The organism is Pedococcus sp. P2_D7 (assembly GCF_056404295.1).
Genome location: NZ_JBFUEH010000001.1, coordinates 454,202 through 469,102, shown reverse-complemented (window position 1 = coordinate 469,102; position 14,901 = coordinate 454,202). Strand labels below are relative to the sequence as shown.

The window sequence follows — 14,901 nt, the reverse complement described above, 5'->3', positions numbered from 1 at the left end:
CTCGAGATGGGTGCTCCGTGGAAGCCGTACGCATTGGCCTGCAGGTCCTGCTGGTCATCGGTGGTCTGTTCCTGACGCTGCTGGTCCTGCTCCACAAGGGCAAGGGCGGCGGCCTGTCCGACATGTTCGGTGGTGGCATGTCCACCTCACTGGGCTCCTCGTCGGTCGCAGAGCGCAACCTCGACCGGTTCACCGTCGCGGTGGGCATCATCTGGTTCGCGTGCATCGTGGGGATCGGTCTCATCGACCGGTTCTCCAGCTGACCCGGCCAGCACGGCGAACGAAACCCAGACCCTCACTTCCCTGACCAGATAAGGACCATTCGCACATGGCAGGTGGCAACGCAATCCGAGGTAGCCGAGTCGGCGCAGGCCCGATGGGCGAGGCCGAGCGCGGTGAGGCGGCCCCCCGGGTGTTCATCTCGTACTGGTGCGCCAACGGCCACCAGACGCGCCCCTCGTTCGCGGAGGAGCCCGGTCTGGCCGTCCCCGAGACCTGGGACTGCCCCCGCTGCGGTTTCCCCGCCGGGCAGGACGAGGCCAACCCGCCGGCCCCGCCGAAGGTGGAGCCCTACAAGACGCACCTGGCCTACGTGAAGGAGCGTCGCTCCGACGCCGACGGCAAGGCCATCCTCGACGAGGCCCTGGCCACGCTGCGGGAGCGCAAGCTCATCCAGTAGCAGGGAGGTCGGTGGCGGAGTCGGCGTCGACCAGCCAGATCGTCTCGCGTATGCCGCGCACCTGGGCCGCGCTGGACAGCTCGGGCCCGGCCCCCTCGACTCCGTTGCGGACGGCCTCCGCCTTGTCCGCTCCGGCGACGAGGAACCAGACGCGGTCGGAGCGGCTCAGGCACTCGAAGGTGAGTGACACGCGGTCCGGCGGGGGTTTGGGGGAGTCGTGCACGGCTACGGCGATCGCGTCGGTCGTCAGCTGGGCGGGGTGCCCGGGGAAGAGCGATGCGACGTGGCCGTCGGGACCGACACCCAGGATCATGATGTCGAACTCGCCCCCGCCGCTGCCTCGGACCGCAGCCGAGTACAGCTCGGCGCTGTCCTCGGCCGAGTCGCTGGCGTCGGGGCCCGCGACGCGGTGCACGTTGGCCTGGTCGAGCCCGAGGCGGTCGAGCCCGGCCGCGTCGTTCTGGGTGTCGTTGCGGTCGGCGTCCCCGGCCGGCAGGTAGCGCTCATCGCCCCACCACAGTGAGACCTTCGACCAGTCGACCGCGGTGTGGGCCGGCACCTCGAGGATCGAGGCGATGATCGCCGAGCCGAGCGAGCCGCCGGTCAGCGACACGTGCGGGGCCCGTCCCGCGGCCTGCAGGTCGAGCAGGGTCGTCACCAGCCGGGCCGCGCCGCCGTCGGCGACGGACTGCTTGTCGGGGTGGACCACGACCACCGGGGCGGAAGTCATCCGTTGTCCTTCGTGGTCGACTTCGTCTTGGCCAGCTTGCGGGCGGCCGCCTTCTTGACGACGGCGGTGTCGGCCTTCGGTGCCGGGGGTGGCACCTGCACCATCTCGGCGCTGCTGGCCTTCGATGCGCTCCGGGCGATCCGGCGCGACGCGCGCTCGGCCTCCTTCACGGACGGGGCCTCGCCCTCGCGGACGGCCTCGCTGGCCGTCACCGACTTGGTGCCCACCTTCGCCAGCCCGTTGCGGATGGTCTCCTCGTAGATCTCGTCGGGGTCGAGCCGTCGCAGCTCGTCGGCAAGGCACTCCGCGGTCGCGCGGCGAGCCAGCGAGATCCGGCGGACCGGCTGTCCCGGCTGGCTGAGGGTCGCGATCGAGCCGTCGGGGCGGACCAGGTCGATGGCGCCGCTACGGCGTTCGAGCCGCACGCTGACCATGCCGGTCCCGGTGCGGGACCGGGCGCGGCGCACCGGGCACCGCAGGGTCAGGGCCAGCCAGGCCGCCAGCAGGTCGGTGGACGGCGAGTCCGAGCCTCCCGTGACGGTCGCCTCGATGACCGGCTCGAACGGCGGCTGGTCGAGGGCGGCGGCGAGCAGCCCACGCCACAGCGTGACCCGGGTCCAGGCGAGGTCGGTGTCACCTCGGGTGTAGGCCTCGGCGCGCGACTTGAGTGTCGCGCGGGGGCTCTTCGACTCTGCGGCATCGGTGATGCGTCGCTGGGCCATCGAGCCGATCGGGTCCTGCGCGACGTGCGTCGGGGCGTCGGTGGGCCACCACGCGACGACAGGGGAGTCGGGCAGGAGGAGCGGGATGACGACGCTGCGCCCGTGGTCGGTCAGCGCGCCGTAGAGCCGCAGCACCACGACCTCGCTGGCGCCGGCGTCGCCGCCCACGCGGATCTGCGCGTCGATCCGCGACTGTCCACGCTTGTTGCCGATGACGACGGCGATGATGCGGCAGGGGTGTTGGCGGCTGGCGTCGTTGGCAGACTGGATCGCCTCCTCGGCGTCCTGCTCGTCGACGATGATCAGGAGGGTGAGGACCCGGCCGAGGGCCATCGCCCCGGTGTCCTGCCGGAGCGCGACCAGCTTCTTGCTGATCGCCACGGTCGAGGTGCTGGGCAGGTCGACGATCACGGCATCCTCCAGACACGGCCGTCGCGGCGCATCATCTCGTCGGCGCCGGCCGGTCCCCAGCCGCCCGCCGTGTAGGGCTCGAGCTTCGCCCGAGACTTCGACCAGTAGTCCTCGACCGGGTCGAGGATCTCCCAGGAGAGCTCGACCTCCTCGTGGCGGGGGAACAGCGGCGGGTCACCGAGCAGCACGTCGAGGATCAGCCGCTCGTAGGCCTCGGGGCTCGACTCGGTGAAGGCGCGGCCGTAGCCGAAGTCCATCGTCACGTCGCGCACCTCCATCTGCGCGCCCGGCACCTTGGCGCCGAAGCGCATGGTGATGCCCTCGTCGGGCTGCACCCGGATGACGATCGCGTTCTGCCCGAGCTCCTCGGTGGCGGTGTCGTTGAACGGCAGGTGGGGCGCCTTCCTGAACACCACGGCGATCTCGGTGACCCGCTTGCCCAGGCGCTTGCCGGTGCGCAGGTAGAACGGGACCCCGGCCCAGCGGCGCGAGTCGATCTCGACCTTCATCGCGGCATACGTCTCGGTGCGTGAGCCCGGGGCCACGCCGTCCTCGTCGAGGTAGCCGCCGACCTGCTCGCCGCCCTGCCAGCCGGGGGCGTACTGGCCGCGCGCCGTCGACTTGCCGAGGTCCTTGGGGTGCCGCACCGCCGAGAGGACCTTCTCCTTCTCGGAGCGCAGGTGCTCGGCCGCGAACGAGACCGGCTCCTCCATCGCGGTCAGTGCGAGGAGCTGGAGCAGGTGGTTCTGGATCACGTCGCGGGCCGCGCCGATACCGTCGTAGTAGCCGGCGCGTCCCCCGATGCCGATGTCCTCGGCCATGGTGATCTGCACGTGGTCGACGTAGTTGGCGTTCCAGACCGGCTCGAACATCTGGTTGGCGAAGCGCAGGGCCAGCAGGTTCTGGACGGTCTCCTTGCCGAGGTAGTGGTCGATCCGGAAGACGGCGTCGGGGGGAAAGACCCCTTCGACGATGTCGTTGAGCTCGCGGGCGCTCTTGAGGTCGTGCCCGAACGGCTTCTCGATGACCACCCGTCGCCAGGCGTCGCCCTCCGGCCGGCTCAGGCCGGAGCGCTCGAGCTGCTCGCAGACGACTGAGAACGAGGACGGCGGGATCGAGAGGTAGAAGGCGAGGTTGCCGCCGGTGCCGCGCTCGGTCTCGAGGTTCTTGACGGTCGCGGCCAGCAGGTCGAAGGACGTCGGGTCGTCGAACGTGCCGGGGACGAACCGGAAGCCCTCGGCCAGGTTGCGCCAGACGCTCTCCCGGAACGGCGTGCGCGCATACTGCTTGACCGCGTCATAGACGATCTTGCCGAAGTCCTGGTCGGCCCAGTCGCGTCGGGCGAACCCGACCAGCGAGAAGCCCGGTGGCAGGAGCCCACGGTTGGCCAGGTCGTAGATCGCCGGCATGAGCTTCTTGCGGGCCAGGTCGCCGGTGACCCCGAACAGGACCAGCCCGCAGGGGCCGGCGATGCGGGGGAGCCGCTTGTCGCGAGGGTCGCGAAGGGGGTTGCTGTCCTGCGTCACCCGCGTCGGACTCATGCGTTGCCTTCCGTGGGGGACAGGTCGGTCAGCGCCCGGGTGACCTGCGCCAGCCCGGCGTCGTGGTCGGTCAGGTGCAGCTGCAGCACCGGACGCTGGTGCTCGGCGAGGACCTGGGCGTCACCGGCGGCCTGCGAGGCGATGAAGTCACCGAAGGTGAACTCCCGACCCGGGATCGCGAGGTCCTCGTGGGGCGCTGTCGTGATCTGCAGGTAGACGCCGGTGGCCGGGCCGCCCTTGTGGAACTGTCCGGTCGAGTGCAGGAACCGCGGCCCCCAGCCGAACGTGGTGGGTCGTTCGGTGTGCCGCGCCAGCCCGGGCCGCACGTCGGCCAGGGCCGCGTCGGTGATCCGGTCGAGGTAGGCCATCACGGACACGTAGCCGCGCGCGGGGTCGAGCTGGGCGAACAGTGCCCCCAGCGCGTCGGACACGGTGCTCGCGGCGCCGAGCCAGTCACCACCCAAGGAGTGGATCTCGACAGCTCCGTCGGTGGCGGCGGGGGCCTCGGAGTCGCCGATTCCCTTGTCCAGCAACGCACGAGCGGCCTTCTTGGCGCTCTCGACGTCCGGCTGGTCGAACGGGTTGATGTCGAGGAGACGACCCGCCGCGGCCGTGGCCACCTCCCAGAGGAGCAGCTGGGCGCCGAGGGTGCCACTGACGGCCACCTCGGAGCGGCTGCCGTCGGCCTCGCCGTCGGGACCCGAGCCGAGGGCGTCGAGGTCGTCGTCGGAGTCGCCGACCAGCCGGGCGACCGTCACGTCAGCGGCAGGCCAGCGGACCTCGGGGTCGGAGTCGCCGCCCACGACCACGGGCAGGACGCCGGTGCCCTGCTTGCCGGTGCTCTCGGCGATGAGCTGCTCGGCCCAGTCGGCGAACCCGACGATCCCGGAGCCGTCATCGACGATGACGAACTTGTCGCGCAACGGGTCGGTCCCGGCCATGGCCGCGCCGAGGCGCAGACCCGGGTTGCCGTCGTCGTCGGCGCTCAGCACGTCGGCCACGGCCTCGGCGTCGTCGAGCAGTGCCTCGATGTCGGCTCCGGCCAGCCCCGAGGGCACCAACCCGAAGGCGGTCAGGGCCGAGTAGCGCCCGCCGACGTTCGGGTCGGCGTTGATGACGCGGTATCCGCCCGTGCGGGACTCCTCGTCCAGCGGGCTGCCCGGGTCGGTGACGATGACGATCCTGGCCGTGGGGTCGATGCCGGCCTCGGAGAAGGCGGCCTGGAAGGCACGCCGCTGCGAGTCGGTCTCGACGGTGGAGCCGGACTTGCTCGAGACCACGACGACGGTGCGGTCGAGGTCGGTGATGGCTGCGCGCACCATGTCGGGCTGCGACGAGTCGAGCACCACCAGGTCGACGCCGGCGGTGCCGCAGATGACCTCGGGCGCCAGCGACGAACCACCCATCCCACAGAGGACGACCCGGTCGACGCCGTCGCCCGTGAGCTGCTCGCGCAGCGCGGCGATCTCACCGAGGAGCGGTCGCGACGAGCGCGGCAGGTTGACCCAGGACAGCCGGATGGCCGACTCGGACTCGGCGTCCGGACCCCACAGCGTGGCGTCCTGGGCGAAGAGCCGGCTGGCGAACTTGGCCTCGACGAGGTCGGCGACCTTGCTGGCGATGGCGTCGGCCGCCGCGCCCGATGCAACCACGCCGAGTGAGCTCACTTGTCGCCAGCCTCGGCGACGTCGGCGCGGGCCAGGTCGAGGTCGGACTGGGCCTCGTCGAGCAGCTCGCCCCAGGCGGCCTCGAACTTGTCGACACCCTCGCGCTCGAGCTGGGCCGTGACGTCGGCGTACGAGATGCCGAGGCCCTCGAGCGCGTCGAGGACGCCGCCGGCCTCCTCGTAGGTGCCGGCGATGGTGTCCCCGGTGACCTCGCCGTGGTCGGCGACGGCCTCCAGCGTCTTCTCCGGCATCGTGTTGACGGTCTGCGGCGCGACCAGCTCGGTGACGTAGAGGGTGTCGGAGTAGGCCGGGTCCTTCACGCCGGTGGAGGCCCACAGCGGACGCTGGGCGTTGGCCCCGTCGTCGGCGAGGTTCTTCCAGCGCGGGGTCGCGAAGACCTCCTCGAAGGCCTGGTAGGCGAGTCGCGCGTTGGCCACGGCCGCCTTGCCCTTGAGGCCCTTGGCCTCGTCGGTGCCGATCGCGTCGAGCCGCTTGTCGATCTCGGTGTCGACGCGCGAGACGAAGAACGAGGCGACGGAGTGGATCCTCGAGAGGTCCTTGCCGCCCTCGCGGGCCTGCTCGAGACCGGTGAGGAAGGCGTTCATGACGCCGCGGTAGCGGTCGAGGGAGAAGATCAGCGTGACGTTGACGCTGATGCCCTCGGCGAGCACCTGCGAGATGGCCGGCAGGCCCTCGACGGTCGCGGGGATCTTGATGAGGACGTTGTCGCGGTCGACGGCGGCCGCGAGCTCCTTGGCCTGGGCCACCGTCTTGCCGGTCTCGTGGGCGAGCCGGGGGTCGACCTCGATGGAGACCCGGCCGTCGACACCGTTGGTGGCGTCGTACACCGGCTTGAGGATGTCGCAGGCGTTGCGGACGTCCTCGGTGGTGAGGCCGAACACCGTCTCGTCGACGGTCTTGCCGTCGGCGGCGAACTTCCGCAGGTCGGCGTCGTACCGCTCGCCCTTGGCCAGCGCGGCCTGGAAGATCGACGGGTTGGTCGTCACGCCCACGACACCCTTGGTGTCGATGAGCTCCTGCAGGTTGCCGGTCTCGATGCGCTCACGCGACAGGTCGTCCAGCCAGATGGAGACGCCGTTGTCGGCGAGTGCCTTGAGGGCTGCGTTGTCAGTCATGGCTGTTCACTTTCCCTTGACGGTCTTGAGGGACTTCTTGGCCGCGGCCACGACGGCAGCCGCGGTGAATCCGAACTCGCGGAAGAGCGTGGCGGCGTCGGCGGACGCACCGAAGTGGTCGATGCCGATGATCTCGCCGGCGTCACCGACGATGTCGCGCCAGCCCTGCGGCACCCCGGCCTCGACCGAGACGCGCGCCTTGACCGCGGCCGGCAGGACCTTCTCGCGGTACGCCGGGGTCTGGTCCTCGAACCACTCGCGGCACGGCATCGAGACGACTCGGGTGGCGATCCCCGACTTCTCGAGCGTCTCGCGCGCCGCGACGGCGAGCTGCACCTCGGAGCCGGTGGCCACGAGGATCACGTCCGGGGTCGCCTTGCTGGAGTCGTAGAGGACGTAGGCGCCCTTGGCGACCCCGCTGACCTTGCCTGCTCCGTCGGCGCCGGAGCGGTCGACGATGGGGAGGTTCTGGCGGCTGAGCGCCAAGCCGGCCGGGCGTCGGTTCCTGAGGATGGCGAGCCACGCAGCGCCGGTCTCGTTGGCGTCGGCCGGCCGCACCACGTCGAACGACGGGATGGCCCGCAGGGCGGCGAGGTGCTCGATCGGCTGGTGGGTGGGTCCGTCCTCGCCGAGTCCGATGGAGTCGTGCGTCCACACGAACGTCACCGGCGCCTGCTGGATGGCGGCGAGGCGGACGGCGGGGCGCATGTAGTCGGAGAAGACGAGGAACGTGCCGCCGTAGGGGCGAGTCAGTCCCTCGAGGGCGATGCCGTTGAGGATCAGGCCCATCCCGAACTCGCGGATGCCGAAGTGGAGGGTGCGGCCGTAGGGGCCGCCCGACCACTCACGGGTCTGCTTGGACTTCGGGATGAAGGAGGGCTGGCCCTCCATGGTGGTGTTGTTGGACTCGGCGAGGTCGGCCGAGCCGCCCCACAGCTCCGGGGCGATGTCGGCGAGGGCGCCGAGGACCTTGCCCGAGGCCGCGCGGGTCGCGATGCCCTTGGCGTCTGCGGCGAAGGTCGGGACGGCCTTGTCGAGGCCGTCGGGCAGCTTGCCCGCGACGAGGCGGTCGAGCAGTGCGGCGCGCTCGGGCTGGGCCTTGCGCCACGCGGCATACGTCTTGTCCCAGGACTTGTGGGCGGCCTTGCCGCGCGCCACGACCTTGCGGGTGTGGGTCAGCAGGGGCCGCGGAACCTCGAAGGTCTTCGTGGGGTCGAAGCCGAGGAGCTCCTTGGTGGCGGCGATCTCGGCGTCGCCCAGGGCCGAGCCGTGCGACTTGCCGGTGTCCTGCTTGGTGGGCGCAGGCCAGGCGATGATCGTGCGCAGCACCACGAAGGTGGGCTTGCGCGAGGTGCGGCTCTTCTCGAGGGCGGCCAGCAGCTGGTCGACGTTCTCGACGTAGCCACCACTCGTGCCGTCGCCGCGCCAGTCGATCGTGACGACGTTCCAGCCGTAGGCCTCGTAGCGCTTGCCCACGTCCTCGGAGAACGAGATCTCGGTCTTGTCCTCGATCGAGATGGTGTTCTGGTCGTAGATGACCGTGAGGTTGCCGAGCTCCTGGTGACCGGCCAGGGCAGAGGCCTCGTGCGAGACGCCCTCCATGATGTCGCCGTCCGACGCGAGCACCCAGACGTGGTGGTCGAACGGGCTGGTGCCCGGCTTCGCGTCGGGGTCGAAGAGACCGCGCTGGCGCCGCTGGGCCATCGCCATCCCCACCGCGGAGGCCAGCCCGGAGCCGAGCGGACCCGTGGTGATCTCGACCCCGTTGGTGTGGTGGACCTCGGGGTGGCCGGGGGTCAGTGAACCCCACGTGCGCAGGGCCTGGAGGTCGGCGAGCTCGAGGCCGTAGCCGGACAGGTAGAGCTGGATGTACTGGGTGAGGCTGGAGTGCCCGCAGGAGAGCACGAACCGGTCGCGCCCCAGCCAGTGGGAGTCGGACGGGTCGTGGCGCATCACGTTCTGGTAGAGCAGGTATGCCGCGGGAGCCAGGCTCATGGCCGTGCCCGGGTGGCCGTTGCCGACCTTCTGCACGGCGTCGGCGGCGAGCACCCTGACGGTGTCCACGGCGCGGACGTCGAGGTCGGTCCAGCCGGCCTTTCGCGCCACCGGCGGACGCAGCGAGCTGCTGCGTTTCCGCGCGGGCGTTGACTTGGCGGAGCGGGTCGAGGTGGGCACGGATGGGTCTCCTCACACTGAGCTGAACAGGCGTCGCACGGCAACGATCCGAGACTAGTCCCGAGGGTGACCCGCGTCGCATCCAGTCCCGTCCACCAGACAGGTCACGGGCGGGGATAGACTGGCCGCCGCTCCACCCCGCCCGCCCCTGCACCACCGTGAAGGACGCCGTGACCGCACTCGATCCGACTGCCCGGATCTCCGCGTCCCCGTCTCCCGGGAGCCGAAGCAAGGCCGCGGCCTACCTCGCGCTCACCAAGCCGCGGATCATCGAGCTGTTGCTCGTGACGACGATCCCGGTGATGTTCTTGGCGCACAAGGGGATTCCGTCGCTCTGGCTGATCGTCGCGACCCTCGTCGGTGGCGCGCTGAGTGCCGGCGCAGCCAACACGTTCAACTGTGTCTACGACCGCGACATCGACGCCGAGATGCACCGCACGAGCAGCCGACCGATGGTCACCGGAGAGATCAGCCCGCGCGAGGGCCTCGTCTTCGGCGTCGTCCTCACCGTCGCCTCGACCGCGTGGTTCGCGGTCTTCACCAACTGGCTGTCGGCGGCCCTCTCGCTCGGGGCGATCGTCATGTATGCCGTGGGCTACACGATGATCCTCAAGCGCCGCACCGCACAGAACATCGTCTGGGGCGGGGCGGCCGGGTGCATGCCCGTCCTCATCGGCTGGTCCGCGGTCGCGAACTCGCTGTCGTGGTCGGCCGTCATGCTCTTCCTGGTCATCTTCTTCTGGACGCCCCCGCACTACTGGCCGCTGTCGATGAAGTTCAAGGACGACTACGCCGCGGCCCACGTGCCGATGCTGCCGGTCGTCGAGGAGTTCGTCGTCGTGGCCCGACAGATCGTCGCCTACTCGTGGGCGATGGTCGTCGTGTCGCTGGCGCTGGTCTGGGTCAACCCGATGGGCTTGGTCTACCTGGGCACCGCCGTCGTCACCGGTGCGCTGTTCCTCGCCGAGGCCCACCGGCTCTTCCGCGCCGCGAGGAGTGGCGCCGGACCCACGGTGCTCAAGCCGATGCGGCTCTTTCACTTCTCGATCACGTACGTCGGGATCCTGTTCCTCGGGGTCGCGATCGACCCGCTGGTCTACCTGCCCGTCATCTCGCGCTGACGTCGGCGTCGGCTCCCGCGGGCATGTCCCGCAGCCCGCGCAGCGGGCTCCAGAACATCGACACGCACGCGAGCACGTGGATGGCCGCCATCACCGCGATGGTGGGTCGCAGTCCGAGGGTGCTGCCCATCGCGCCCGCCACGATGCCGGCCAGCGGCATGGTCCCGTAGTTGATCACCTGGACCGTCGTGACCTGCCTGGCCACCATGTGCTCGGGGACGTAGCGGTTGCGCCAGGCGCCCCTCACGACGTTGCCGGCGACCACACCGGTGCCGACCAGGAGCATGCCGGCGACCATGGCCACCAGCCCGGCGCCCGGTGCACCCAGCGGCACCAACAGCGCCGGCGGCCCGGCCAGGACCTGGAGCGCGAGGAGGGCGCGAGCCGATCCGAGCCGGTGCGAGACCCGCGTCGCGATGGTCGCCCCGATCACGCCGCCGAGTGAGCCCACGGCCATCACCAGCCCGACCGCACCGGATCCCAGGTGCACCTCGCGGACGAGGAACAGCACGAGCAGCGCCGCGTAGCCGGTGAGGCCGAAGTTGCTCAGGCCGCCCATCACCGTGAAGAAGCGCAGGATCCGGTCGTGGCGGATGTAGTCGATGCCCTCACGGATGCGCTGGCCCAGCGAGGCGACCTCGGTGCCGGCCGTCGGCTGCGGCTCGGCGGCCGGGAGCTTAAGCCGCCACAGGCAGACCGCCGACACGAGGAAGCTGACGGCGTCGACGAGCAGCCCTCCCGCCGTAGAGGTCGCCTGGGCGAGGAGCCCGCCGACACCGGGGCCGGCGACCTGCATGGCCGACTCGGTGCCGAACAACCGCGCGAAGGCCTGCTCCTGCTGGTCGCGCGGGGCCACCTGTCGCACCAGCGCGGGGTAGGCCGCCCGGAAGAACACGGTGCAGACGCCGTTGCAGAACGCGGCGACGGCGAGGTGGGGGAGGGTGAGCACGTCGAGGAGCCAGGCGACCGGCACGCTCGCGAGGGTCAGGGCCGCGACCAGGTCGCTGACGACCATGACCCGGCGCACCGGGAGCCGGTCGACCCAGGCGCCGGCCGGCAGACCGATGACCAGCCAGGGCACCCAGGCCGCTGCCGTGAGCGCACCCATCCACCCGGCGCCCGCGTCGAAGCCGACGACGGCGAGAAGGGGGAGCAACACGGAGGTGGTGGCGTTGCCGAGGACGCTGACGCCCTCGCCGAACCAGAGCAGGCCGAAGTTCCGGTTGCGGGCCAGTGGGAGAGGCTGGGCAACCGGTGTGGTGTGGGTCGTCATGGCTGGGCCGGGAACCCTCGGGCGAAGACGTAGACGGACTCGCGTTCGACGCCGTCGTCGGGCACGGGTCGGCTCGACCAGCGCAGGAGCACGTCGATGATCTCGTTGGCCACGTCGGTGAGCTCGTCCGGCGACAGCCGCATCCAGTTCTGGGTGGCGAAGGCGGCGGCGTCCCACTCGGGTGCCGACGACGCGTTCGCGTTCCACTCCTGGGTGCGCTCGAACTGCCGCTGCAGACCCAGGGCCTCCGCCGCATACGCCGCGGTCACCGCGGCCGTGTCGTCGGCGAAGTCGGCTCGCGACCACCGGGTGCCGGCGTCGACGAGGCGCCACCACCGCTCACGGCGATCCTTCGCGAGCTCGGGCGCCTCCTCGACCAGACCGGCCTCGTGGAGCACCTTGAGGTGGTGGCTCGCGCTCCCGACCGCCTGCCCGGTGCGGGTGGCCAGGGCCGACGCGGTCGACGGACCGTCGACCTTGAGGGCGTCCATCATCCGCGAGCGGAAGGGGTTCGCCATCGCCGAGAGGGCCTTGGCGTCGGTGACCGTGCGGATACCGGGTCTGGCTGCGGGCTTCATACGCACAAGAGTAATTGCACAAAGCTAATTGCACAAGACGCCTTGTGTAACTGGAGAAGGGGAAGCGGGTCAGGCGGCGGACCGGAGGCGGACCATCGCGCGGGTCAGCGCCACGACGAGGAGCGTCGCCAGGAGCATGTGCACCAGCACGACGACCCACGGGAGCCCGGTGACGTACTGCGTGTAGCCCACGACGCCCTGCGCGAGGGTCACCACGAAGACCGCCGCCCAGGCCCGGCCGGGAAGGGCGGTCTCGGTGGTGATCCGGCTGGCCACCCACACGGCGACCACGAGCCCGACGAAGAGCATCACCGCGTCGGCGTGCAGCCACGAGATGGTGCGCGGGTCGAAGCCGAACCGGGCCGGCTCGTCGGCGTCACCCGAGTGCGGCCCGGACCCGGTCACGACGGTGCCGAGGGCCAGCACCACGGCGGCCACCGCGCAGGTGGCCCAGCCGAGCCGCTCGACCAGGGGGTGCACGACCAGGGGCCGCGGACCGACCGGTTCCTGCGCCCGGACGACGAGGTAGGTGGCGGTGGCGACGAGGCACATCGACACCAGGAAGTGGGCGGCGACCGTGACCGGGTTGAGCCCGGTGCGGACCGTGATGCCGCCGAGCACCGCCTGGACGCCCACCCCCACGAGCACGCCGACGGCGGGGACGAGCAGGTCGCGACGGCCGGCGGCCCAGCGCCACACGGCATACACGGTGGCGATGGCGGCGAGGCTCACCACGCTGGTGAGGGTGCGGTTGCCGAACTCGATGTAGCGGTGCCAGCCCTCGGCCTGGTGCGGGACCGGCGTGTAGGACCCGGGCACGCACTCCGGCCAGCTCGGGCAGCCGAGCCCGCTGCCGGTCAGCCTGACCAGGCCGCCGGTGACCACGATGAGCACCTCGACGACGAGGTTCGCCAGCAGGATCCTCGGGAGCCAGACGGCGCCGGTGGTGGGCTCAGCGACAGCTGGGGCTGACGTCGGGACGGGTGCGGCGGTCACGGCACGAGGGTACGGCTCAGGGTGGACCCTGACGCGGTTGGGGGAGTCCCCTCATGGTGCGCGGGCTCGCTCGCTGGCTGACTTGACCCATGGTGACGAACACGTGGCGGGCGGGGGTCGCGGTCGGCTACGCGGCGTTGTTCGCGGTGGCGGCCCTGACGGCTCGACCCGGCTGGCTCGTGACCGGCCTGGCCGTCGCGGCCACCGCCTGCTGGGCCAGTGCCCGCGAGCCGGGTCAGTCGCTCCAGCGGAAGAACCGGCGCGCCGCCAGCGTCGCCACGATCGCCCAGCCGGCCAGGACGAGCCACGCGCCTGGGGCGGCCCGGCCGTCGACCAGCGCCGTGCGCAGGCTGTCACCGAGCGCCGCTGAGGGCAGCACCCTCAGCACGGTCGCGAACCCGTCGGGCAGCTCGGTGCCGGCGACCACCACCCCACCCAGACCGAGCAGGGCCACCCAGACCAGGTTGGCGACGGCGAGCACGCCCTCGGCGCGCAGGGTGCCGCCGAGCAGCAGGGCCAGGGCCGTGAACGCCCACGTCCCGAGGGCGAGGGCCACGACCGCAGCGGGTATGCCGCGCGGCGCCGGCTCCCAGCCGAGCGCCGCGCCGAGGGCGCCGATCAGCAGCACCTGCACGGCGATGACGGCCAGCACGGCCACCGCCTTGGCCAGCACCAGCCCGGTGCGACCCAGTGGCGTGACGCCGAGCAGCCGCAGGACGCCGTAGCGGCGGTCGAACCCGGTCGAGATGGCCTGGCCGGTGAAGGCCGAGGAGATGACGCACAGGGCCAGCACCCCGGGCACCGCCAGGTCGACCCGGCGACCGTCACCCAGCGAGATCGACTCGGCGTGCACCAGGCCCACCAGCACGGCAGCCGGGAGCAGGACGGCGACCAGGAGCTGTTCGCCGTTGCGCAGCAGGGTCGTCGCCTCGAACCGCGCCTGCGCCAGCACGCGTGCGACCGGGGACGCGGGGCCTGCCGAGGTCACGGCCGGGTCGACGGTCGTCATGCGACGGACCTGCGGGTGAGCGCGAAGTAGCGGTCCTCGAGCCGGTCGCCCCCGGTCACGTCGGCGAGCGACCCCTCGGCGACGACCGCACCACCCGCGACGACGACGATGTGGTCGGCCAGCCGCTCGGCCTCCTCGAAGGAGTGCGTGGTCAGCACGACGGCGACCCCGTCGTCCGCGAGCGACCGCACCAGGTCCCACACGTCGAGCCGGGCATGGGGGTCGAGGCCGGCACTGGGCTCGTCGAGGAAGGCCACCTCGGGGCGACCGACCAGCGCGGCCGCGAGCGCGACCCGCTGGCGCTGCCCCCCGGACAGCCGGCGCACCGTGGTGTCGGCGAACCGGTCGATCCCGAGCCGCTGGACGATCGGGTCGAGAGGTGCGGGCGCGGCATACATCGCGCTCAGGTGACGCAGCAGGCGGAGGGGACGCGCGGACGCGGGGAGACCACCGTCCTGGAGCATCACGCCGACCCGGGCCCGGTGCTCCGGTGACGCGTTCCAGGGGTCGCTGCCGAGCACCCGCACCTGTCCGCCGTCGGGGCGTCGCAGGCCCTCGCAGCACTCGACCATCGTCGTCTTGCCTGCGCCGTTGGGTCCGAGCACGGCCGTGACGGCTCCTGCTGAGGCCTGCCAGGTGGCGCCGTCGAGGGCGACAACACCGCCGTAGCGCTTGGCGAGACCGGAGACGTGGACGGCGGGTGGCACGCACTGAGTGTAGGTCGCGGCCCACCGCGGCCCGGTCGCGGGCCTGAGGGCCTCAGACCGGCCCACGGCGCTGCAGGCATGGGCGACTTCCCCATGTCAGGGGGTACCTCAGGAGCGAACTGTGGAGTCATCCGCAGGACCCGACCAGCACCACTC

The 14,901-nt window shown here is 71.5% G+C and carries 14 protein-coding genes; 3 read left to right on the top strand and 11 right to left on the bottom strand.

Going from position 1 to position 14,901, the window contains the following annotated elements:
- The first annotated feature begins 17 nt into the window (after positions 1-17).
- Complete coding sequence (secG, locus tag AC1DWJ_RS02300; protein ID WP_056921105.1) at positions 18-263, top strand: preprotein translocase subunit SecG; 246 nt, start codon at positions 18-20, stop codon at positions 261-263.
- Positions 264-328: 65 nt separating this feature from the next.
- On the top strand, positions 329-679 hold the full coding sequence (locus AC1DWJ_RS02295) for an RNA polymerase-binding protein RbpA (RefSeq protein WP_082592485.1): 351 nt from the start codon (positions 329-331) through the stop codon (positions 677-679).
- Here the strand turns inward: AC1DWJ_RS02295 and pgl are convergent.
- From pgl to tkt, 6 genes are read right to left on the bottom strand one after another with little or no spacing between them, the layout of a single operon-like run.
- Entirely contained in the window at positions 669-1,409 is a 741-nt protein-coding gene (pgl, locus tag AC1DWJ_RS02290) for a 6-phosphogluconolactonase (protein WP_477619906.1), read from the bottom strand. The two genes, AC1DWJ_RS02295 and pgl, sit on opposite strands and share 11 nt — an antisense overlap.
- Positions 1,406-2,542, bottom strand: a complete 1,137-nt coding sequence (gene opcA, locus AC1DWJ_RS02285; protein ID WP_477619905.1) for a glucose-6-phosphate dehydrogenase assembly protein OpcA — start codon at positions 2,540-2,542, stop codon at positions 1,406-1,408. Before opcA ends, pgl begins: the two co-directional genes overlap by 4 nt.
- Positions 2,539-4,083: a glucose-6-phosphate dehydrogenase gene (gene zwf, locus AC1DWJ_RS02280; protein WP_477619904.1), complete on the bottom strand. Its 1,545-nt coding sequence runs from the start codon at positions 4,081-4,083 to the stop codon at positions 2,539-2,541. The genes opcA and zwf overlap by 4 nt, the downstream gene beginning before the upstream one ends.
- Positions 4,080-5,750, bottom strand: a complete 1,671-nt coding sequence (locus tag AC1DWJ_RS02275) for a glucose-6-phosphate isomerase (protein WP_457255380.1) — start codon at positions 5,748-5,750, stop codon at positions 4,080-4,082. Before AC1DWJ_RS02275 ends, zwf begins: the two co-directional genes overlap by 4 nt.
- Positions 5,747-6,886 (bottom strand): transaldolase, encoded by a 1,140-nt coding sequence (gene tal / locus AC1DWJ_RS02270; RefSeq protein ID WP_477619903.1) that lies wholly within the window; start codon positions 6,884-6,886, stop codon positions 5,747-5,749. The genes AC1DWJ_RS02275 and tal overlap by 4 nt, the downstream gene beginning before the upstream one ends.
- A gap of 6 nt (positions 6,887-6,892) precedes the next feature.
- Entirely contained in the window at positions 6,893-9,061 is a 2,169-nt protein-coding gene (gene tkt / locus AC1DWJ_RS02265) for a transketolase (protein ID WP_477619902.1), read from the bottom strand.
- A 170-nt stretch (positions 9,062-9,231) separates the two neighbouring features.
- On the opposite strand from tkt, the gene AC1DWJ_RS02260 reads away from it, so the two are divergent.
- Positions 9,232-10,182: a heme o synthase gene (locus tag AC1DWJ_RS02260; RefSeq protein WP_477619901.1), complete on the top strand. Its 951-nt coding sequence runs from the start codon at positions 9,232-9,234 to the stop codon at positions 10,180-10,182.
- Here the strand turns inward: AC1DWJ_RS02260 and AC1DWJ_RS02255 are convergent.
- The 5 genes from AC1DWJ_RS02255 to AC1DWJ_RS02235 form a co-directional block, all read right to left on the bottom strand.
- The gene (locus AC1DWJ_RS02255) at positions 10,169-11,455 is read right to left on the bottom strand and encodes an MFS transporter (protein WP_477619900.1); all 1,287 of its coding nucleotides are present in this window, start codon (positions 11,453-11,455) and stop codon (positions 10,169-10,171) included. The two genes, AC1DWJ_RS02260 and AC1DWJ_RS02255, sit on opposite strands and share 14 nt — an antisense overlap.
- Positions 11,452-12,033 carry an ArsR/SmtB family transcription factor gene (locus tag AC1DWJ_RS02250; RefSeq protein ID WP_457255375.1) on the bottom strand — a complete coding sequence of 194 codons (582 nt, stop codon included), beginning with the start codon at positions 12,031-12,033 and terminating at the stop codon, positions 11,452-11,454. The genes AC1DWJ_RS02255 and AC1DWJ_RS02250 overlap by 4 nt, the downstream gene beginning before the upstream one ends.
- Positions 12,034-12,102: 69 nt before the next feature.
- The gene (locus tag AC1DWJ_RS02245; RefSeq protein ID WP_477619899.1) at positions 12,103-13,029 is read right to left on the bottom strand and encodes a COX15/CtaA family protein; all 927 of its coding nucleotides are present in this window, start codon (positions 13,027-13,029) and stop codon (positions 12,103-12,105) included.
- Between the two features lie 235 nt (positions 13,030-13,264).
- Positions 13,265-14,038, bottom strand: a complete 774-nt coding sequence (locus tag AC1DWJ_RS02240) for an ABC transporter permease (protein ID WP_477619898.1) — start codon at positions 14,036-14,038, stop codon at positions 13,265-13,267.
- Positions 14,035-14,745, bottom strand: coding sequence for an ABC transporter ATP-binding protein (locus tag AC1DWJ_RS02235; RefSeq protein ID WP_477619897.1), 711 nt, complete (start codon positions 14,743-14,745; stop codon positions 14,035-14,037). Before AC1DWJ_RS02235 ends, AC1DWJ_RS02240 begins: the two co-directional genes overlap by 4 nt.
- Positions 14,746-14,901 lie beyond the last annotated feature (156 nt).